The 20,188-nt window shown below is 54.9% G+C and carries 18 protein-coding genes and 1 pseudogene; 6 read left to right on the top strand and 13 right to left on the bottom strand.

Annotated features, from left to right (window positions below):
- The 3 genes and pseudogenes from PSSD_RS10015 to hofC all read left to right on the top strand — a co-directional run.
- A pseudogene (locus PSSD_RS10015) lies at positions 1–281 on the top strand (prepilin peptidase-dependent pilin); the annotation flags it as partial.
- A 2-nt stretch (positions 282–283) separates the two neighbouring features.
- Positions 284–1,672, top strand: a complete 1,389-nt coding sequence (gene gspE, locus PSSD_RS10020) for a type II secretion system protein GspE (RefSeq protein WP_058971164.1) — start codon at positions 284–286, stop codon at positions 1,670–1,672.
- Positions 1,665–2,864 carry a protein transport protein HofC gene (hofC, locus tag PSSD_RS10025; RefSeq protein WP_058971166.1) on the top strand — a complete coding sequence of 400 codons (1,200 nt, stop codon included), beginning with the start codon at positions 1,665–1,667 and terminating at the stop codon, positions 2,862–2,864. The genes gspE and hofC overlap by 8 nt, the downstream gene beginning before the upstream one ends.
- 30 nt (positions 2,865–2,894) lie before the next feature.
- Here the strand turns inward: hofC and PSSD_RS10030 are convergent, their stop codons facing one another.
- Positions 2,895–3,935, bottom strand: coding sequence for a GMP reductase (locus PSSD_RS10030; RefSeq protein ID WP_039329319.1), 1,041 nt, complete (start codon positions 3,933–3,935; stop codon positions 2,895–2,897).
- Between the two features lie 218 nt (positions 3,936–4,153).
- Here PSSD_RS10030 and coaE point away from each other — a divergent pair, with 218 nt between their 5' ends.
- The 3 genes from coaE to yacG are packed head-to-tail and all read left to right on the top strand — an operon-like array spanning position 4,154 to position 5,716.
- Entirely contained in the window at positions 4,154–4,762 is a 609-nt protein-coding gene (coaE, locus tag PSSD_RS10035) for a dephospho-CoA kinase (RefSeq protein ID WP_039329320.1), read from the top strand.
- A 4-nt stretch (positions 4,763–4,766) separates the two neighbouring features.
- Positions 4,767–5,510 (top strand): cell division protein ZapD, encoded by a 744-nt coding sequence (gene zapD / locus PSSD_RS10040; RefSeq protein WP_058971169.1) that lies wholly within the window; start codon positions 4,767–4,769, stop codon positions 5,508–5,510.
- Between the two features lie 8 nt (positions 5,511–5,518).
- Entirely contained in the window at positions 5,519–5,716 is a 198-nt protein-coding gene (gene yacG, locus PSSD_RS10045; RefSeq protein ID WP_034829659.1) for a DNA gyrase inhibitor YacG, read from the top strand.
- Positions 5,717–5,741: 25 nt separating this feature from the next.
- Here the strand turns inward: yacG and mutT are convergent, their stop codons facing one another.
- The 12 genes from mutT to murD all read right to left on the bottom strand — a co-directional run bounded on the left by mutT (position 5,742) and on the right by murD (position 20,186).
- Complete coding sequence (gene mutT / locus PSSD_RS10050; protein ID WP_039329325.1) at positions 5,742–6,137, bottom strand: 8-oxo-dGTP diphosphatase MutT; 396 nt, start codon at positions 6,135–6,137, stop codon at positions 5,742–5,744.
- Positions 6,138–6,248: 111 nt separating this feature from the next.
- Positions 6,249–8,954 (bottom strand): preprotein translocase subunit SecA, encoded by a 2,706-nt coding sequence (secA, locus tag PSSD_RS10055; RefSeq protein ID WP_039329327.1) that lies wholly within the window; start codon positions 8,952–8,954, stop codon positions 6,249–6,251.
- A gap of 74 nt (positions 8,955–9,028) precedes the next feature.
- Positions 9,029–9,529: a secA translation cis-regulator SecM gene (secM, locus tag PSSD_RS10060; RefSeq protein WP_058971171.1), complete on the bottom strand. Its 501-nt coding sequence runs from the start codon at positions 9,527–9,529 to the stop codon at positions 9,029–9,031.
- Between the two features lie 273 nt (positions 9,530–9,802).
- A complete protein-coding gene (gene lpxC / locus PSSD_RS10065; protein WP_058971174.1) occupies positions 9,803–10,720 on the bottom strand; it encodes a UDP-3-O-acyl-N-acetylglucosamine deacetylase in 918 nt (305 codons plus the stop codon).
- 101 nt (positions 10,721–10,821) lie between these two features.
- The gene (gene ftsZ / locus PSSD_RS10070; protein WP_039329333.1) at positions 10,822–11,976 is read right to left on the bottom strand and encodes a cell division protein FtsZ; all 1,155 of its coding nucleotides are present in this window, start codon (positions 11,974–11,976) and stop codon (positions 10,822–10,824) included.
- Positions 11,977–12,046: 70 nt separating this feature from the next.
- Positions 12,047–13,303 (bottom strand): cell division protein FtsA, encoded by a 1,257-nt coding sequence (ftsA, locus tag PSSD_RS10075; protein WP_013507861.1) that lies wholly within the window; start codon positions 13,301–13,303, stop codon positions 12,047–12,049.
- Entirely contained in the window at positions 13,300–14,139 is an 840-nt protein-coding gene (gene ftsQ / locus PSSD_RS10080) for a cell division protein FtsQ (RefSeq protein WP_039329338.1), read from the bottom strand. Before ftsQ ends, ftsA begins: the two co-directional genes overlap by 4 nt.
- Position 14,140: 1 nt before the next feature.
- A complete protein-coding gene (locus PSSD_RS10085) occupies positions 14,141–15,061 on the bottom strand; it encodes a D-alanine--D-alanine ligase (protein WP_058971177.1) in 921 nt (306 codons plus the stop codon).
- A complete protein-coding gene (gene murC, locus PSSD_RS10090; protein WP_039329341.1) occupies positions 15,054–16,529 on the bottom strand; it encodes a UDP-N-acetylmuramate--L-alanine ligase in 1,476 nt (491 codons plus the stop codon). The genes PSSD_RS10085 and murC overlap by 8 nt, the downstream gene beginning before the upstream one ends.
- Before the next feature lie 71 nt (positions 16,530–16,600).
- Positions 16,601–17,659 (bottom strand): undecaprenyldiphospho-muramoylpentapeptide beta-N-acetylglucosaminyltransferase, encoded by a 1,059-nt coding sequence (murG, locus tag PSSD_RS10095; protein WP_058971180.1) that lies wholly within the window; start codon positions 17,657–17,659, stop codon positions 16,601–16,603.
- Positions 17,656–18,870, bottom strand: a complete 1,215-nt coding sequence (gene ftsW, locus PSSD_RS10100) for a cell division protein FtsW (RefSeq protein WP_039329344.1) — start codon at positions 18,868–18,870, stop codon at positions 17,656–17,658. The genes murG and ftsW overlap by 4 nt, the downstream gene beginning before the upstream one ends.
- Positions 18,870–20,186 carry a UDP-N-acetylmuramoyl-L-alanine--D-glutamate ligase gene (gene murD / locus PSSD_RS10105; RefSeq protein WP_058971184.1) on the bottom strand — a complete coding sequence of 439 codons (1,317 nt, stop codon included), beginning with the start codon at positions 20,184–20,186 and terminating at the stop codon, positions 18,870–18,872. The genes ftsW and murD overlap by 1 nt, the downstream gene beginning before the upstream one ends.
- Between the last annotated feature and the right edge of the window lie 2 nt (positions 20,187–20,188).

A 20,188-nucleotide genomic window follows, 5' to 3' on the forward strand; every position in this document is an offset into this window, starting at 1 on the left:
AGCTTTGCGCCATTGAGCGTGGCGATCCGGCGCAGTGCCAGGCGGGTACAGGGGGTATTCCTGCGGCCAAAGGCTCGCGTTATGTCGCAACATTGAGCGTGGCTAATGGAGTGATTTCCTTAGCCGGTCAGGAGAGTCTCAGCGGGTTGCAGGTGGAGATGACGCCGGCCTGGAATGCCACAGAAGGCACAATTGACTGGCAACGCAGTTGCACCAGCACCAACGCCAGCTTGCGCGATAGCTGCCTGGAACAGTTTCGTTTTGCCGATAAGGACAGCTAACAATGGAGCATTCTAATCCGGCATTGCAGAGCTTGTGCGCGCACTATCAAGCCGTGATGCTGCAACACGACGCGACATTACTGCGCGTCGCCGTTGCAGAGACCCCCGACCCGCTCCTGCTTGAGGCGCTGCAATTCGCCAGCCAGTGCAAGGTTGAAGTCGAGTGTTGGCCCGCCGCGCGATTGGAGCAGTTACTGCATAACCCCGACGCCGCTGCTGTCACACGTGAACCTGCTACGTCAGAGTCTGCGATCAACGCCGTGGAAAACATTCTGCGTCAGGCGAGCCATCGGCGCGCTTCGGATGTGCATTTTGAACCACAACGCCATGGCTTACGCATCCGTCTGCGCATTGATGGCGTGCTGCATAAATTGTCACAACTGCCTGATGCACAACCTGCTGCAGTGCTGGCTCGGCTCAAAATTCTGGGTGGTCTGGATATTGCCGAACGCCGTCTGCCACAGGATGGTCAATTTACGTTGCCGATCGATGAGCAGATGATGGCCTTTCGCCTCTCCACGCTCCCTACCAGCCACGGCGAAAAAGCGGTGGTCAGGCTGCTGCAGAGTGAAAACAGCGCCATCACGCTGGATAAGCTCGGTATGCCGCTCACGCAATTGCGTCTGTTGAAAAATGCCCTGGCTAAACCTCAAGGGCTGATTCTGGTCACCGGACCGACAGGCAGTGGAAAAACCTTTACGCTTTACAGTGGATTGAGCGCGCTGAACGTGCCGGATAAGAATGTATGCAGTGTTGAGGATCCGGTCGAGATCCCACTCGATGGCATCAATCAGACTCAGATCCATCCACGCAGCGGCCTCGATTTTAACCGCGTGCTGCGCGCACTATTACGGCAGGATCCTGATGTCATCATGGTGGGAGAGATCCGCGATGCCGAAACCGCCAGCATTGCCGTGAAAGCGGCACAGACTGGGCATTTAGTCCTCTCGACCCTACACACAAACTCTACCGCAGAAACCCTCACACGCCTGCGGCAGATGGACATTCCCGGCTATCTGCTCGGCCCGGCATTACAGTTGGTCGTGGCGCAGCGTTTAGTCAGGCGCCTGTGTACACATTGCCGCCAGCCGGCGCAGGCGATTGCCCACTTACCCCATGAAATGTGGCCGGGCACATTGCAAACCTGGCGTGCACCGGGATGTGACCACTGTTTTTCCGGCTATTACGGTCGTGTTGCACTGTTCGAAATTCTCCCGATGAGTAATAAGCTGCAAAACGCGATATCGGCCGATATGCCGCTGGAGCACGTTATCGCGCTAGCCAATGAGCTGGGGATGAAAAGCTTGCTCACCGCTGGGTTGGATGCGGTAAGTCGGGGAGAAACGTCTTTCGAGGAGATGCAGCGCGTCGTGGGATTGGGTGATGGCTAATCTCTATTCTTACCGCTGGCAGGCGCTCGACACTATGGGGTTGTTACTGGACGGCACCTCGCTCGTGGCAAACCAGGATTCGCTGCTTAATCAGCTCTCGAACCGCGGAATGCTGCCGGTCAACTGGCATCGCGGCCGATGCTGGCGTGCTCGGGACTGGAAATGGCAACAGAAAATCGACCTGGTTCGCCAGTTGGCCACTTTGCTGAAGGCAGGCTTGCCGCTGGCGGAAAGCCTGACCTTGCTGGCAGAGGGCCATCCGCATGCGGGATGGCGCGTGTTGCTGAGTGAATTACACCGCCGGGTTATAGCGGGAGGCACTTTCTCGCAGGCACTGCGTGCCTGGCCGCAGATATTTCCGCCGCTCTTTCCAGCATTAATGGAGGTAGGGGAACTGACAGGCCAACTCGATGAGTGCTGCCGACAGTTGGCGCTCCAGCAAAGTAAGCAACAGCATCTGCGCCAGAAAGTGATTAAAGCGCTGCGTTATCCGCTGTTTATTCTACTGGTTGCGATAGCGGTCAGTGCCGGTATGTTGCTGTTTGTCCTGCCAGAGTTCGTCTCTGTGTATGCCAGTTTTAATGCCCCACTTCCCGCTTTTACTGCGGCAGTCATCGCGCTGTCGGAAGGGTTACAGCAGGCTGCCGTTCCCCTTTCGCTGCTCATCGCCGCATTGATATTGATCGGCAAGTGGCTTTATCGTCGCTCAATGCCATGGCAACGGCGTGTAGAACGCGGGCTCTTGCGCCTGCCGCTGTTATCTCCACTGTGGCGCGGAGGGCAACTGAGTCAGATCTACGCCATTATGCACCTGACACAGCAGGCCGGTTTAACCCTGCTGCATAGCCTGCAGGCGGTAGAAGTCACCTTGTCTTCATGTCTGTGGCGTGAGGACATTGTCGCACTGCAACAGCATATCGCCGCTGGCGCACCGCTGCATCAGGCACTACAACAACATGCACTCTTCACGCCGCTGTGTGCTCAACTTATTCGCGTCGGAGAGGAAGCGGGAGCGCTGGATGTGATGCTGGCGCGTCTGGCTGAATGGCATGAAGCTCAAACGCTGTCTCGTGCGGATACCCTTGCGGCATCGCTGGAGCCACTGATGATGGTGGTGATAGGCGGCATCGTTGGAACGTTGGTGATTGCAATGTACTTGCCGGTATTTGGCCTGGGAGAGGCTATCCGTTAGCAGGTGCGCACCGCGCACCTGTTTCCGGCACTAGCGTGTGAACACCCGGTTTTCCTGTTCTGCTACACGGATGAAGGTGGTGCGTTTTGTCAGCTCTTTCAGCCGTTCTGCCCCAACGTAGGTGCAGGCAGAGCGTAATCCGCCGAGGATATCTTTCACCGTCTCTTCAACCGGGCCACGCAGCGGCAGCCGCACGGTTTTACCTTCTGCTGCGCGATATTGGGCAACGCCGCCAACGTGGCGTTTCATCGCCGACTCCGAACTCATGCCATAGAACAGCATAAATTGCTCGCCATTCTCTTCAACGATGGAACCTTCGCACTCATCATGCGCCGCCAACATTCCGCCGAGCATGACGAAATCGGCTCCGCCGCCAAAGGCTTTCGCAATATCACCAGGCACAGAACAGCCACCATCACTGACAATCTGTCCACCGAGTCCATGTGCGGCATCAGCGCACTCAATTACCGCGGATAACTGTGGATAGCCGACGCCGGTTTTGACGCGGGTGGTGCACACAGAACCAGGCCCAATGCCAACCTTGACGATATCCGCACCAGAGAGAATCAACTCTTCAACCATCTCACCGGTTACTACGTTCCCCGCACAGATAGTCTTACCGGGAAAACTTTCCCGCACTCGCTGCAGGAATTCAACAAAGTGCTCTGAATAACCGTTAGCGACATCGATGCAGATAAAATTGAGTTGCGGCGTCAATGCCAGGATCGCGCCCAGCTTGGTGAAGTCAGATTCTGAAGTGCCGGAAGAGACCATCACATGGCGCAGTACCGTTGGTGAGACACGCTGAATGAATGCCTGCCAGGCGTCAACGCTGTAGTGCTTATGCACCGCCGTCAACACGTTGAAACTCGCCAAGGCCTCGGCCATGGTAAAGGTACCAACGGTGTCCATATTGGCGGCAATTATCGGCACGCCCGTCCAGTTCAGGCCAGAGTGTTTGAAGGTGTAGGTGCGTTCAAGTTCAACCTCAGAACGGCTTTTTAAGGTAGAGCGCTTGGGCCGGATTAAAACATCTTTAAAGCCCAGCTTTAAATCTTCTTCAATACGCATAGCAGGATGTCCTGGTTAGTGACGACGAACCGCAGTTCGGGTAGCGCTCACGGCTCCAGTCTCGTTATCATACGCGCCATTACTGACGTGACAAGACTGCGAATTTCACTTTATTTAGGCTACAATCCCTTAAATTTAGCTGAGAAAATTGATTGTGATCATGCTCTCATCTTGCTGTGACCTGTGGTCGCCGATGAGACACATTCCGAGAGAACGCGATGCCTTTTACCGTTGCGCTCACCGGAGGTATTGGCAGCGGTAAAAGCACCATTGCCAACGCTTTCGCGGCGCTGAGCGTTGATATCATTGACGCCGATGTGATTGCCAGAGAAGTGGTTGAGCCCGGCACCCCGGCCTTATCGGCGATAGTTAAGCGCCATGGTGAGTCGATCCTGACGGCAGAAGGAACGCTGTATCGCGCTCGGTTGCGAGAAATTATTTTCCAGCAGCCAAAGGAGAAAAACTGGCTTAATCAGTTACTTCATCCGCTCATCAATGCGCGAACACATCAGTTAAAATTACTCGCGACTTCACCCTATGTATTGTGGGTAGTGCCACTGCTGGTGGAGAACGGCTTACAACATCAGGCCGATCGCATTCTGGTCGTCGACGTGGATGAGGCAACGCAACTTCAGCGAACGCAGTCTCGGGATGGCATTACGCTCAGCCAGGCGAAAAATATTCTTGCCGCGCAGGCCAGTCGCGAACAGCGCTTAGCCTGTGCGGATGACATCATTGATAATAGCGGTACACCCGAGCAGGCGTTACCGCGCGTTGCTGAACTTCACCAGTGCTATTTACGCCTGGCAGCAACCCGACAGGATTAACATCATGAGCACAGTTGTTCTATTTGAGCACCCACTGAATGAGAAGATGCGCACCTGGTTGCGTGTCGAGTTTCTGCTGAACCAGTTACATGAAACGGTCCCTGTTAGCGGCTCGGTATCTGCCCTGGCAGTGTTTCGTATTATGGGTGATTTGCTGGATATCTTCGAACGCGGGGATATGCGCACCGAGTTACTCAAAGAACTGGAGCGCCAGCAGCAAAAGCTGCGCGCCTGGCTGGATGTGCCCGGTGTCGACGAGCAAACCATTGTCAGTTTGCGCGATCGTTTAAAACGCCAATCCACTGAATTAATGGCTGCCCCACGCATGGGACAACAGTTACGTGAAGATCGCCTCATCGCGCTGGTGCGCCAACGCTTGAGCATACCCGGCGGTTGCTGCAGTTTTGATTTGCCCAGCCTGCATATCTGGCTCCATCAGGAACAGTCACTGCGGGATACTCAGGTGAACAGCTGGCTGGCGTCCCTGATGCCGCTGCGCAATAGCCTGACCCTGATCCTTGATCTGATTCGCCAGTCAGGTGCCTTTCGTCATCAAACCAGCCTCAACGGTTTTTATCAGGATAATGCTGAAGGCTCGGACTTACTGCGCCTGCAACTCACGCTGGAAGATGCGCTTTACCCGCAAGTCTCAGGCCATAAGAGCCGTTACGCTATTCGCTTCCTGCCACTTGATAGCGAACGAGGGGAAGTCCCCGCTCGACTGAATTTTGAATTAGCCTGTTGCTAGAGGATGTTATGCAAGAAGAGATGATTACCGTACCCTGCCCTAACTGCGGTAAAGACGTGATGTGGGATGAGTTGAGTCCGTGGCGCCCGTTTTGCAGCAAACGTTGCCAGCTGATTGATTTGGGCGAATGGGCAGCGGAGGAGAAACGCATCCCCAGTGACAGCGACCTGACCGACAGCGATGACTGGAGTGAAGAGCAGCACTGATGCGCAAGGGGCACCGCCCCTTGGCTTAAATCTCGCCAGCGACTAACTGAGCAATCAGTTGGTGGTTTGCGGGAGGAAATTCATCCGCGACCAGATCACGCTGCTCAACCCAGCGTTGTGGCTGTCCTTCTCGACCATACGGCTCACCGTTCCACCCTTCCACCAGAAAGAAATGCAGCGTGACGCGCAGGTCATCATAGCTATGATCGGCTAAACCGATGGCTTTGGCTGCCGTCACATCGATGCCTGTTTCCTCCATCAATTCACGCTTTAGGGCTTGTTCCGCGGTTTCATCCTGTTCGATTTTGCCGCCAGGAAACTCCCATTTGTTGGCCATGTAAGAGCTTGCCGCGCGCTGAGCAAGAAAGATCTGGTGACTGGCATTGCGAATGATGCCCACCGCGACCTGCAGGTGTTTCATAAGCTGGATTCCGCTTTGAGTAAGTGAGCGCTGATTTTAAAGCAGTCGCCCAGTAATGTTAACCCGATGCCGACACTCAAATAAAAAAGGAGCCCGCAGGCTCCTTGTTCATCAGGCCAGACGGCCGTGACACTGTTTGTACTTCTTACCGGAACCGCATGGGCACAGATCGTTACGCCCGACTTTGCGCTCTCCGCCCTGTGCAGCCAGTGCAGCGGCAGCCGCCGTTTCATCATCAACATGACTCAACTGTTGCTGCTGTGCCAGACGTTCCGCTTCTTCACGACGCTGCTGCTCCATCGCTTCAACTTCTTCTGGCATGCGTACCTGTACCTTGCTCAGGGTGCTGATCACTTCATATTTCAGTGATTCCAGCATCGAAGCGAACATAGAGAAGGATTCACGCTTATATTCCTGCTTCGGATCTTTCTGCGCATAACCACGCAGATGGATACCCTGGCGCAGATAATCCATCGCCGCTAAGTGCTCTTTCCACAGTGAGTCCAGCGTCTGGAGCATTACGCCTTTCTCGAAGTTACGCATCATCTCAGCGCCCACCACTTCTTCCTTGGCGGCATAGCTTTCGTGTGCATGAGTCATGATACGCTCACGCAGCGTCTCTTCATGCAGATCTGGCTCTTTGTCCAGCCACTCTGCAATCGGCAGATCGAGGTCGAAATCGTTACGCAGACGCTCTTCCAGCGCCGGAACATCCCACATTTCTTCCAGAGACTGTGGCGGAATATAGGTATCGATGGTCGCTTTGAACACATCTTCACGGATGCTGTTGATGGTTTCGGACACATCGGACACATCCAGCAGCTCATTACGCTGACTGTAAATGGCGCGACGCTGATCGTTAGCCACGTCATCGTATTCCAGCAGCTGCTTACGAATGTCGAAGTTGCGGCTTTCAACTTTGCGCTGTGCGTTAGCAATCGCTTTGGTCACCCATGGGTGCTCGATCGCTTCGCCCGGCTTCATACCCAGTTTGCGCATCATATTAGAGACACGATCCGAGGCAAAAATACGCATCAGCGCATCTTCCATCGACAGGTAGAAGCGAGAGGAACCGGCATCACCCTGACGACCGGCACGGCCGCGCAGCTGGTTATCGATACGGCGAGATTCGTGACGCTCAGTACCGATAATGTGCAAACCGCCCGATGCCAGTACCGCATCGTGACGCAGTTTCCACGCCTCTTTAATTGCCTGGATTTGTTCTTCAGTTGGTGCTTCCAGCGCGGCAACTTCTGCCTGCCAGCTACCACCGAGTACGATGTCGGTACCACGACCGGCCATGTTAGTCGCGATAGTCACGGCTGCAGGCTGTCCCGCCTGAGCAACAATATCCGCTTCGCTGGCGTGGAACTTAGCGTTCAGTACGCTGTGCTTAATGCCCGCACGCGTCAATTCCTGGGAGACCACTTCTGATTTTTCAATTGAAATGGTACCGACCAGCACTGGCTGACCTTTTGCTGTGCAGTTACGGATGTCTTCAATGATGGCATCAATCTTCTCTTTCTCGGTCATGTAGACCAGATCGGCCATGTCTTTACGCACCATCGGACGGTTGGTTGGCACCACGATGGTATCGAGCTTGTAGATAGAGCTGAATTCAAACGCTTCGGTATCTGCAGTACCCGTCATACCGGCCAGTTTTTCGTAGATACGGAAATAGTTCTGGAAGGTAATGGATGCCAGCGTTTGGTTTTCGTTCTGGATCTCGACACTTTCTTTGGCTTCAACCGCCTGATGCAGGCCGTCTGACCAGCGGCGACCCTGCATGGTACGTCCGGTGTGTTCATCAACGATGATGACCTCACCGTCTTTAACGATGTAGTCAACGTCGCGGGTAAACAGCGCGTGGGCACGTAGCGCAGCGGTAACGTGGTGCATCAACATGATATTAGTTGGGGAGTAAAGTGACTCACCCTCTTCCATGATGCCTTGGCTGACCAGCAGCTCTTCGACCTTGACCAGGCCGCGCTCGCTCATGTGAGCCTGACGTGCTTTTTCATCCACCCAGAAATCACCTTCACCCTGGAAGGTGTCAGAGTCTTCTTTCTCCTGGCGCACCAGGTGCGGAATGATTTTGTTTACTTTGGTGTAAAGCTCAGAGCTGTCTTCCGCCGGTCCGGAAATGATCAGCGGTGTACGCGCTTCATCGATGAGAATGGAGTCAACTTCATCCACCAGCGCATAGTGCAGTTTACGCTGGACGCGCTCTTCCGGGCTGAACGCCATGTTGTCACGCAGGTAGTCAAAACCGTATTCGTTATTGGTACCGTAAGTGATATCAGCGGCGTATGCGGCGCGCTTCGCCACAGCAGGCATATTCGGCAGGTTGATACCGATAGACAGGCCGAGGAACTCGAACAGTGCGCGGTTGTTTTCCGCATCACGCTGGGCCAGATAGTCGTTGACGGTAACAACGTGGACGCCTTTGCCGCTCAGCGCGTTCAGATAGGCCGGCAGGGTTGCGGTCAGGGTTTTACCCTCACCTGTACGCATCTCCGCGATGCAACGCTCATTCAGCACCATACCGCCGATCAGCTGCACATCGAAGTGACGCATGCCAAACACACGCTTACTGGCTTCACGCACGGTGGCAAAAGCTTCTGGAATCAGGCTTTCAAGGCTCTCGCCTTTTTTCAGACGCTCGCGGAACAGATCGGTTTTGGCTTTCAGCTCATCATCAGACAACTTAACGAAGTCCGGTTCCATCTTGTTGATGACATCAACAATTTTGCGCATACGGCGCAGAGTACGATCGTTACTGCTGCCAAAAACCTTGGTTAATAATTTGATTAACATGATAAATTTTTCTCAATTCAGCCGTAATTTACGGTCTGGAAAATCTAAAACAGGATGTGGAAAAAAGTTAGCAGTTAAGCGTTGAGTGGCCCAGCGCGGATGCCATGGATAGCAGCCTGCCAGTCAGCAGAAGTTGGGATTGAGAGGTCGTGATGACCTGGGGTTTTTTGCGCGTCAAGCGCCAGAGCGGGTTGGACAGGCGATGTCAGCAGCGCCTGCAACGAATCAATTAACGCCAGCTTTTGCGCCGCCAGCGGCACAGCTTGCTCAGCCTCCGCTACTGCGGGCGGTGTCATGCTAAATGAAAGGTGGCGAATGACGGTACGGATCGCATGCTGGTGCCAGTAATCGACGTTAAAGTTCGGTCGACGCGCACTTTCCTGCAGGCGAATCAAATGATCGAAGTGTACAGCGTTGCCGACAAACAGGCTGCTGATGGGCGAGTCAGTCGCCGTGGGCTCCGCACTTTGCGCACAGGCAGGCAAGCCCAAACTGGCCGCCACCATCCCTAATAAGAGATGAGGCCAGAAATAGCGTCTGCCTAATTGTCGCCAGCGTGAGAAAATCCCGATCACAACCTGTCCAGAGTTTAATTAAATAAGTGATGGAGCTGCCGTGGTCATCCACGACCCTACTCATACGAGCGCCAGATAATAGCACTTATGTGGGGCAACGACACCAGTGTTTAAAGGGCTTACGGGGGAATTCACGTTTTTTTGTACAGGCTTTCGCCAGTCTGAGTGAAGAATTGCGAGCGGTCTTGCAGGATTGATTATCAGGCAATAAAAAACGGCAGGCTCGGCTGACCGGAGAGGGTGTCAGCGAGACCTGCCGTTTTTACGTCTGGCTTACGCCAGCACTAAATTTGGTGCTTTGAATGCCAGCGGCAGTTCAGCTTCGTCTTCGAAGGTTGCCCATTCCCAGGCTTCCTGCTTAGCCAGAACCGCCTGCAGTAATTTATTGTTCAGCGCATGGCCTGATTTGAACGCAGAGAATGCGCCAATCACGTTATGACCACACATGAACAAATCACCGATAGCATCCAGCATTTTGTGACGAACGAATTCATCTTCAAAGCGCAGACCGTCTTCGTTAAGTACGCGGAAATCATCGAGTCCAATCGCACAGTCTAAGCTACCGCCCAGGCACAGGCCTTTAGACTGCAGATATTCAATTTCACGCATAAAGCCAAAAGTGCGCGCGCGGCTGATTTGGCGAACAAACGCCTCAGCCGAGAAGTTCAGCTGGTAACGCTGCGAGCTTGAGTCAATCGCTGGGTGTTTGAAGTCGATAGTAAAATCGAGCGAGAAACCGTTGTACGGTTTGATCTCAGCCCACTTATCACCATCTTCCACACGCACCGTTTGCTTCACGCGGACGAATTTCTTCGCGCTGCTCAGCTCTTCGATGCCTGCATCCATCAGCAAATAGACAAAAGGCGCGGCACTGCCATCCATGATTGGAATTTCTGGCGCATCGACTTCAACGATAATGTTATCAATGCCCAGGCCAGCCAATGCTGCATTCAGGTGTTCAACCGTCGAAATACGCACGCCTTCATCATTCACCAGGCAAGTACTCAGCATGGTGTCGCGCACGTATTTTGCATCAGCCGGGAAATCAACCGGTGGATTCAAGTCAGTGCGACGATAGATGACCCCGGTATTAGCCGACGCAGGGCGTAAGGTCAGCGTGACTTTCTTGCCGGTATGTAAACCGACACCTGTCGCCTGAACAATACGTTTTAATGTCCTTTGTTTGATCATCGCTTTATCTCGCAATATTACCCATCCGACCGCCAGTATAAATTACCGGCGGGCGAACACTTTAGCACAAAGAGCGGAGAATCCCAATTATCAGGATATTCTTAGTCAGCCTGCTTACGCAGGAAGGCTGGAATATCGAGGTAATCTGGCTCTTTGTTAGATGATGCAGGCTGGTCATTGACCACTTTTGCCGCAGGTTTTTGTTCCTGAGGCAACGGTGCCATACCGTGCTGCTGGTAACGATGGTCCATCACTGGCTGAGTAGCTGGCTTGTTGGTCACCAGGGTAATTTCTGGACGCTTGTCCATACCAATACCGGTGGCAACAACGGTCACGCGCAGCTCGTCGTTCATCTCTGGATCCAGGGAAGTACCGATCACCACGGTTGCATTGTCAGAGGCGAAGGCGCGGATAGTGTTACCCACAGTTTCGAACTCATCCAGACGCAGGTCGAAGCCCGCCGTGATGTTGACCAGCACGCCGCGCGCGCCTGACAGGTCGATGTCTTCCAGCAGTGGGCTGGAGATCGCCATTTCGGCCGCTTCTTCCGCACGGTCTTCACCGCATGCCACGCCTGAACCCATCATCGCGTAGCCCATTTCTGACATCACGGTACGCACGTCAGCGAAGTCAACGTTCATCAAGCCCGGGCGAGTAATCAGCTCTGCGATACCCTGCACCGCGCCTTTCAGCACGTCGTTAGCTGCGCCGAACGCATCCAACAGAGAGATACCGCGACCCAGCACTTTCAGCAGCTTGTCGTTAGGAATGGTGATCAGTGAATCAACATGCTTAGACAGCTCTGCGATACCCTGCTCAGCAAAAGCCATACGCTTTTTGCCTTCAAAGTTGAATGGCTTAGTCACCACCGCAACGGTCAGGATACCCAAATCTTTTGCTACTTCAGCCACCACTGGCGCTGCACCGGTACCGGTACCGCCGCCCATGCCAGCAGCAATAAACACCATGTCTGCCCCTTCCAGTGCAGAACGCAGTGCTTCGCGATCTTCTTCCGCTGAGGTACGACCGACTTCCGGATTGGCACCCGCACCGAGACCTTTGGTGATACCGGTCCCGATCTGAATCGTCTGGCCAACCGCTGTTTTACGCAACGCTTGTGCGTCGGTGTTTACAGCGAAGAATTCTACACCTTCGATACGTTCGCGTACCATGTGCTCTACGGCGTTGCCACCGCCACCGCCGACGCCGATGACTTTAATCACCGCGTCATTGGTTAATTCCATAGGTTCAAACATGATTTCTCTCCGTTATGTGCCTGTCGCCTGGAGACCATAAACATTGCCTGCATGGTCTCCTTTTTCAAAATTAAAACTCTTTCTTCAGCCAGCTATTGATTCGTTTAAACCAATTGCCCACTGAAGCACGTTTTTCCGTTTCTGCATCACCGTTCATATGTGACTCTTTGCCGTAATGCAGCAGACCGACTGCAGTTGAGTAATACGGCTCCTGCGCGTAATCCGTCAGGCCAGTGATGTTAAGTGGCTGGCCAATACGCACCTGTGTGTGGAACACACGCTGTGCGCAAGCGGCCAGGCCTTCAATCTGCGCCGCACCACCGGTCAGCACGATACCGGCCGCCAGATGATGTTTCACGCCCTGCTGGCGCAGTTGCTCCTGCAGTTGCAGAATCTCGTCATTCACCAGATTCAGCAGTTCGGTGTAACGCGGCTCAATCACTTCCGCCAGCGTTTGACGTTGAAGGCTGCGCGGTGGACGTCCACCCACACTTGGCACTTCGACGTTTTCGTCTTTGCCTACAATCGAGCCCAATGCACAACCATGGCGGACTTTAATGGCTTCTGCGTCGGTTGGTGGCGTACCGAAGGCATACGCGATATCGCTGGTCACCACATTCCCTGCATAAGGGATCACTTTGGTGTGACGCAGTGCGCCGCCAGTATAGACTGCGATATCCATTGTACCGCCACCGATGTCAACAACACAGACTCCCAGCTCACGTTCATCTTCTGTCAGAACTGAAAAACTGGATGCCAGTCCGGCAAAAATCAGTTGGTCAACTTTCAGGCCGCATCGTTCAACGGCTTTAACAATATTTTTTGCCATGTCGTTGTGGCAGGTGATCAAGTGCACCTTTGCCTGCATACGCACGCCGGAAAGCCCCACCGGGTTCTTGATGCCTTCCTGATAATCAATGGCATATTCCTGAGGAATGACATGCAGGATACGATGTTCATCGCGCACGCGTACGGATTTCGCCGTATGTACCACGTTCTCTACATCATCCTGAGTGACTTCCTCTTCCGAAATCGGAACCATCCCGATTTCGTTCTGACAACTGATATGTTTGCCCGATAAAGCAAGGTAAACCGACGAAATCTGACAATCAGCCATCAGTTCGGCCTGGTCTATGGCACGCTGAACGCATTTCACCACTGACTCAAGGTCGTTTACGCCACCTTTATCCATACCACGAGACGGGCAACTGCCCACCCCAATAATGTTGACCATACCATCAGGCAGAATTTCCCCAACCAGGGCGGCAACCTTGGCGGTGCCGATTTCAAGTCCTACTACCAGTTTTCTGTCCGTTGCCTTGATCATTGTGGTTTAGCCTGTGCCTGGTTTTGTTGCTGATTACTGTCCTGTTGCTCCAACGGAGCCGCTGCCCAGCCTACTGCGGCACCCGAGTCATAGCGCAAATCGACATACGCAATGCGCTTGTTTTGACTCTGGCCCTGCTGTTGCAGCTCCGGATAGAGCTCAATAAAACGGTTAAGACGCTTCATGGTGTCGCTGCGACCCAGCTCGATGCGCACATCGTCGCTGGTCACTAACTGCCACGAGCGCCGCGCCGTCATCGACGCGACCTTCAGGGTAAACTTGCTGGCCTGGAGCACATCACGCATGGTGTGATAACCGGCCAGCACCTCTGTTTCACTGCCTTCCGGGCCATACAACATCGGCAGTGTTTCTTTACCGATGTGGCTGGCCGGGACGCTGAAGGAGACGCCATCGGCGTCTACCATGTGGGAGTCATTCCAGCGAGCCACCGGAACATACTCTACCAGGTTAATCTTCAGCTCATCAGGCCACTGCTTACGCACACTGACCTGCTTAATCCACGGTAAACGCTCAATCTGCTGCTGGATGATGTCCACGTTTTGCGACATGAACGTCCCCGGCGCGCCAAGCGACAAAATGGCCTGGCGAATATCATCGTGCGTGGTGTAGTGGGTTTCACCCGTCACCACCAGTTTCGATAAAGGCAGGCGCGAAGCATCATTCATCCACTTCAGCACCACCAAGCCGCCCGCCGCCATGATGCCCAACACCATCAGCAGGAACACGATGCCAAACAGCCGTGCACCGTTGCTACGCCCGGTGCTGCTTCGCTCCTGGGGTTCGCGATTTCTTACGCGTAGGGCCGCCTGAGACATATCAGTCAGCCAGCTCCAGAATACGGGCGACCAACTGCGGGAAACTGTATCCCGCCTGTCGAGCCGCCATCGGCACCAGGCTATGGCTGGTCATGCCAGGGGAGGTGTTAACTTCCAACAACTGGAAATTACCCTCACCGTCAGCCATCACATCCACACGGCCCCAGCCACTGCATCCCAGTGCACGCCATGCCGCCAACACCAATGTCTGCAATTCTGCTTCTTTCTCTGCGCTTAAACCGCTCGGGCAGAAGTATTCAGTATCGTCAGAAATGTATTTAGCTTCATAGTCATAGAACTCGCTGGCGGTTTTTATTCTGATGGATGGCAGAATTTCATCCCCCAGGATACCCACGGTGTACTCTGCACCGCTGAGAAACGCTTCGATCAGCACGTCATTATCGTGACGGAATGCCTCTTCCAGCGCTGCAGGCAAGGCCTCGACGCTGTTAACGCGGCTAATGCCTACGCTTGACCCTTCACAGCTTGGCTTCACGAACAGCGGTAAACCGAGGGCGGCGATCGCCGTCTGCGTTGCCGCATCCAAACCCGCATCGTGCTGTTGACGCGTCAGCCAGACAAATTTGCCCGATGGCAGTCCCCTGCCCTGCCACAGCAGTTTGCTGCGCAGTTTATCCATGGTGATGGCCGAAGCCATTACGCCGCTACCGGTGTAAGGCATTTGCAGGAACTCCAGCACCGCTTGCAGCGTGCCGTCTTCACCGCCACGGCCATGTAATGCAATGAACGCTTTGGCAAAACCCTGCGCTTTCAGGTCGAGCACCGAGACATCACGGGTATCAACACCGTGCGCATCAATGCCCATTTCGCGCAGACCCGCTAATACCGCGCTGCCCGAATTGAGCGACACATCGCGCTCTGCCGAGGTTCCGCCCATCAGGACGGCGACTTTCTCAGCCATGACGCGCCTCCGCTTTTGCAGCAGGCTGCAATTCGATTTCAGCCAGTTTGCGGGCGATTTTGCCGATATTGCCTGCGCCCTGCACGATCACCAGATCGTCGCCAGAAAGCAGCGGTGCCAGTGCATCCGGTAATGCGTCATGTTCTGACACCAGAATCGGATCAACCTTGCCACGGTTACGGATGGCGCGGCACAGTGAGCGACTGTCTGCGCCCGGAATTGGCGCTTCACCGGCCGGATAAACGTCCAGCATGAGCAGGACATCCACCTGTGACAGCACATTCGCGAAGTCATCAAACAGATCGCGCGTACGCGTGTAGCGGTGCGGCTGGAATACCATCACCAGTTTTTTATCTGGCCAGCCCGCACGGGCTGCTTTGATGGTGACGTCTACTTCGGTTGGGTGATGACCGTAGTCATCAACCAGCATCGCACTGCCAGGATTGCCGTTGACGGCAGCGGTGTCAAACTCGCCCAGCACGTCGAAGCGACGTCCTGTGCCCTGGAAGCTCTCCAGCGCCGCGAGGATGGCGTTGTCTTCAATGCCCTCTTCGCTGGCAACTGCTACGGCCGCCGCCGCATTTAATGCATTGTGGCGTCCTGGTGCATTCAGGGTCACTTTCAGCACTGGCTTATCCTGGCGAATCAGCGTGAAGTGCCCTTGCGCGCCACGCTGCTCGTAGTTTTCAATGCGGACGTCAGCATCATCACTGAAGCCGTAAGTGGTAACCTGACGCCCCACGCGTGGGATCAGATCGCGAATCACCACATCATCGACACACATCACCGCACGACCGTAGAACGGCAGGTTATGCAGGAAGTTGATGAACGTCTGCTTCAGGTTTTCGAAATCGCCCTGATAGGTGTCCATATGATCCGCTTCGATGTTAGTGACGATCGCCACCATCGGCTGCAGATGCAGGAAGGACGCGTCGCTCTCATCGGCTTCCGCAATCAGGTAACGGCTGGTTCCCAGGCGCGCATGTGTGCCCGCCGCTTTGACTAACCCGCCGTTAACGAAGGTAGGATCTAATCCGCCTTCGGCATAAATACTGGTCACCATCGCCGTGGTGGTGGTTTTACCGTGCGTGCCGGCAATCGCGATGCCGTGACGGAAACGCATCAATTCGGCCAGCATTTCGGCACGACGAATTACCGGGATACGCTGTTCGCGTGCCGCAACCAGCTCTGGATTGTCTTGCGCTACCGCGGTTGACACCACCACAACACTCGCATCGGTCACGTTTTCCGGACGATGGTTGAAATAGATTGTCGCGCCTAGCGCGGCCAGGTGCTGGGTCACCGGGTTAGGTGCCAGATCGGACCCGCTAATGTGATAGCCTTCGTTCGCCAACACTTCGGCAATACCGCCCATGCCAGCACCACCGATGCCGACAAAGTGAATGTGCCGGACGCGACGCATCTCGGGCACAATAGAACGCAGTTTTGCCAATTGTTGTGTATTCATCTGTCTCAATTACCTGTTTATCCCGTTTGTACCTGCATTCAGGTACGGGTCAGTCAAACCAACCTGTTAACTTACTTCGCGACGCGTGCGACTTCTTGCGCAACCCGATCGGTTGCATCAGGAATCGCGACCTGGCGGGCTTTTTCTGCCATCGCCAATAGCGTGGTGCGATCCCAATCGCGCAACGTGTCTGCGACCGCAGCGGCAGTAAATTGCGGCTGCTCGAAAATTTTGGCCGCGCCCGCTTTCTCAAGCGGCAGCGCGTTCCAGTACTGCTGACGATCTTTGTGCTGGAAAGGCACAAAAATTGCCGGTAAACCTGCGGCAGCCACTTCGCTCACCGTCAATGCGCCCGAACGGCACACCACCACATCGGCCCATGCGTAGGCTTCGGCCATGTCATCGATAAACTCGGTGACTTTATGCTGTGGTTGTCCTGCATCGCGATAAGCCTGTTGCACCGTTTCCAGCCCGCCCTTACCGGTTTGATGCCAGAGAGTGATAGCCTCACCCAGCTGCGCGGCAACCTGTGGCATAGTCTGATTAAGAATACGCGCCCCCTGGCTGCCACCGACCACCAGCACGCGAATCGGACCCATGCGGCCACTCAGACGTTCTGCGGGCAAAGGCAGTGCCAGCACATCGGTGCGCACCGGGTTGCCAACGACATCCGCGGTGGGAAATGCACCCGGAAAGGCTTGCATCACTTTGGTGGCGATTTTCGCCAGCCATTTGTTGGTCAGCCCAGCAATACCATTCTGCTCGTGCAGTACCACAGGGATACCGCAGCTCCACGCCGCGAGACCACCCGGTCCGGAAACATATCCGCCCATACCGAGCACCACATCCGGCTGCCAGTTTTTCATGATGCGGCGCGCCTGACGCCATGCATTGAAAATTCTGACCGGTGCCAGTAACAAAGCTTTCACGCCTTTTCCGCGTAAACCGCTGATGCGGATAAACTCAATCTCGATGCCATGCTTCGGTACCAAATCCGCTTCCATGCGATCAGCGGTTCCCAGCCAGCGTACTTGCCAGCCCTGTTCGATCAGGTGATGGGCCACTGCCAGACCCGGGAACACATGTCCACCGGTTCCGCCGGCCATCACCATCAGCCGCTTGCTACTCATCGAGCACCTCGGGTAAACGCCTGTGCTTTTGCCAGACGCGTTTCATAATCAATGCGCAATAAAAACACGATGGCAGTCGACATGATGATCAAACTCGAACCACCGTAACTGATTAGCGGCAATGTCAGACCTTTGGTCGGCAGCATACCTGCAGCTGCACCGACGTTAACCAGCGCCTGGAAGCTAAACCACACGCCAATTGAACAAGCGAGGAAGCCAGAAAAGCGCTGATCGATCTCAAGTGCACGGCGACCAATCGACATCGCGCGAAAAGCGACGAAGAATACCATCAACAGCGCTAAAACCACACCGACATAACCCAACTCTTCACCAATGATGGAGAAGATAAAGTCGGTATGTGCCTCCGGCAGATATTCCAGTTTCTGCACCGAGTTGCCTAAGCCCTGTCCCCAGAATTCACCACGGCCAAAGGCCATCAGGGACTGCGTCAGCTGGTAACCGCTGCCGAAGGGATCTTCCCATGGGTTCCAGAAGGAGGTCACACGGCGCATACGGTAAGGTTCGGCGATAATCAGCAGGACCACGGCAAAAATACCGGAGCCGATAATCGCCAGGAACTGCCACATCTTCGCCCCCGCGAGGAACAGCATCGCTAGCGTGGTGACGAACAACACCACCACGGTGCCGAGGTCAGGCTGTGCCAACAGCAAGACGGCCAGCACCACCATCACGCCCATTGGCTTGCAGAAGCCCCAGAAGTTATTACGCACCTCTTCCACCTTGCGCACCAGATAACTGGCGAGATAGCAGAACAGCGAGAGCTTCGATAGCTCCGCGGGCTGAATACGCAAGGGGCCGAGCGCGATCCAACGTGATGCACCGTTAACGGAGCTGCCGACCACCAGCACGATTAGCAGCATCACCACCGATGCCATCAACATCACGTTGCTGTAGCGCTGCCAAAAATCCATTGGCACGCGCAAAGTCACCAGCGCCATCCCTAAAGCGAGCGCGATGTAAAACGCGTCACGCTTGGCAAAGTAGAACGGATCTTCATTCAGACGCTGCCCAACCGGCATTGACGCCGACGTCACCATCACAAAACCAATGATCGCCAGGCCAAAGGTCAGCCACAGCAGCGTGCGATCGTACAACACCACTGGTGCGTCATCATTTTCACGGCCACCCATCACCCAATCGCGTAAGCGAACAGAGAGGAAGCTGGCAATACTGGCACCCGGAATGCGCATCAGCTCAACTCCTTCGCCAGTTGCGCGAACTGATCGCCACGCTGTTCAAAATTACGGAACTGGTCAAGGCTGGCACACGCAGGGGAAAGCAGCACCATATCGCCGGCTTTGACCTGAGGTGCAATCAACGCCATCGCTTGCTGCATGGTCTCGGTGCACGTGGCAATCTCCGGGCGCAGTGCGGCGAGTGCATCACCGTCGCGACCGAAGCAAAACAGCTGTACGTTGTCACCCTGCAGATAAGGCGTCAGGGTACTGAAATCAGCCGATTTGCCGTCACCTCCCATCAGCAGCCACAAGGTGCCTTTCACCTGCAAGCCATTGAGTGCCGCTTCGGTGCTGCCGACGTTGGTGGCTTTGGAGTCATTAATCCAGCGCACGCCGTTGGCTTCATGCACCAGTTGGAAACGGTGCGCCAGGCCGGTGAAGGTGGTTAACGCTTTCAGGCTTGATGCTCGTGGAATATTGACGGCATCAGCCAGCGCCAGTGCAGCGAGGGCGTTGGTGTAGTTATGTTGCCCCACCAATGTCATCTCATCGGTGTTCAACACGCGTTCGCCCTGGGCACGCAGCCAGGTGCTGCCTTGCTGTTGCGTCAGATGGTAGTCGCCAAGGTTAATGCCGAAACTGACACAGCGCGCGTCAACGCCACGAACGGGCATGGTCATGCCATCGTCGGCATTCACCACGCAGATGCGGGCATTTTCATAAATGCGCAGTTTCGCCGCGCGATACTGCTGCATACCCAACGGATAGCGATCCATATGATCTTCAGTCACGTTGAGAATGGTCGCCGCTGCGGCCTTTAAGCTGTAAGTGGTTTCGAGCTGGAAGCTGGAAAGTTCCAGCACATACAGCTGCGCCGGGGATTTCAACAGGGTGAGTGCCGGCAAACCAATATTGCCGCCCACGCCCACCTGCCAGCCTGCCGCACGCGCCATCTCGCCCACAAGGGTGGTGACGGTGCTCTTACCGTTCGAACCGGTGATGGCGACAATCGGTGCCTGCGCTTCTCGGCAGAACAGTTCGATATCGCCGACGATCTCGATCCCGGCATCCGCAGCTTCACGCAACGCTGGATGCGCTAACGCGATGCCCGGGCTGGCGATGATAAAATCAGACGCCAGCAACCAGTCACTGTTGATACCGCCAACATAACGTTCTACCGACTCAGGCAGTTTATCGAGGCCCGGCGGAGACACACGGGTATCCATCACGCGAGGCGTAACGCCCTGCGCGAGGAAGAAATCAACACAGGACAGGCCGGTAATGCCTAATCCGATGATGACGACTTTTCTGCCCCGATAGTCAGCCATGA

The sequence above is a fragment of the Type-D symbiont of Plautia stali genome, assembly GCF_001485335.1.
Classification (GTDB): Bacteria; Pseudomonadota; Gammaproteobacteria; order Enterobacterales; family Enterobacteriaceae; genus Pantoea; species Pantoea vagans_C.

Excerpts from the sequence above, each read along its gene's own strand:
- gspE (WP_058971164.1), top strand. The coding sequence starts at position 284 with ATGGAGCATTCTAATCCGGCATTGCAGAGCTTGTGCGCGCACTATCAA.
- hofC (WP_058971166.1), top strand. The coding sequence starts at position 1,665 with ATGGCTAATCTCTATTCTTACCGCTGGCAGGCGCTCGACACTATGGGG.
- PSSD_RS10030 (WP_039329319.1), bottom strand. The coding sequence starts at position 3,935 with ATGCGTATTGAAGAAGATTTAAAGCTGGGCTTTAAAGATGTTTTAATC.
- coaE (WP_039329320.1), top strand. The coding sequence starts at position 4,154 with ATGCCTTTTACCGTTGCGCTCACCGGAGGTATTGGCAGCGGTAAAAGC.
- zapD (WP_058971169.1), top strand. The coding sequence starts at position 4,767 with ATGAGCACAGTTGTTCTATTTGAGCACCCACTGAATGAGAAGATGCGC.
- yacG (WP_034829659.1), top strand. The coding sequence starts at position 5,519 with ATGCAAGAAGAGATGATTACCGTACCCTGCCCTAACTGCGGTAAAGAC.
- mutT (WP_039329325.1), bottom strand. The coding sequence starts at position 6,137 with ATGAAACACCTGCAGGTCGCGGTGGGCATCATTCGCAATGCCAGTCAC.
- secA (WP_039329327.1), bottom strand. The coding sequence starts at position 8,954 with ATGTTAATCAAATTATTAACCAAGGTTTTTGGCAGCAGTAACGATCGT.
- lpxC (WP_058971174.1), bottom strand. The coding sequence starts at position 10,720 with ATGATCAAACAAAGGACATTAAAACGTATTGTTCAGGCGACAGGTGTC.
- ftsZ (WP_039329333.1), bottom strand. The coding sequence starts at position 11,976 with ATGTTTGAACCTATGGAATTAACCAATGACGCGGTGATTAAAGTCATC.
- ftsA (WP_013507861.1), bottom strand. The coding sequence starts at position 13,303 with ATGATCAAGGCAACGGACAGAAAACTGGTAGTAGGACTTGAAATCGGC.
- ftsQ (WP_039329338.1), bottom strand. The coding sequence starts at position 14,139 with ATGTCTCAGGCGGCCCTACGCGTAAGAAATCGCGAACCCCAGGAGCGA.
- PSSD_RS10085 (WP_058971177.1), bottom strand. The coding sequence starts at position 15,061 with ATGGCTGAGAAAGTCGCCGTCCTGATGGGCGGAACCTCGGCAGAGCGC.
- murC (WP_039329341.1), bottom strand. The coding sequence starts at position 16,529 with ATGAATACACAACAATTGGCAAAACTGCGTTCTATTGTGCCCGAGATG.
- murG (WP_058971180.1), bottom strand. The coding sequence starts at position 17,659 with ATGAGTAGCAAGCGGCTGATGGTGATGGCCGGCGGAACCGGTGGACAT.
- ftsW (WP_039329344.1), bottom strand. The coding sequence starts at position 18,870 with ATGCGCATTCCGGGTGCCAGTATTGCCAGCTTCCTCTCTGTTCGCTTA.
- murD (WP_058971184.1), bottom strand. The coding sequence starts at position 20,186 with ATGGCTGACTATCGGGGCAGAAAAGTCGTCATCATCGGATTAGGCATT.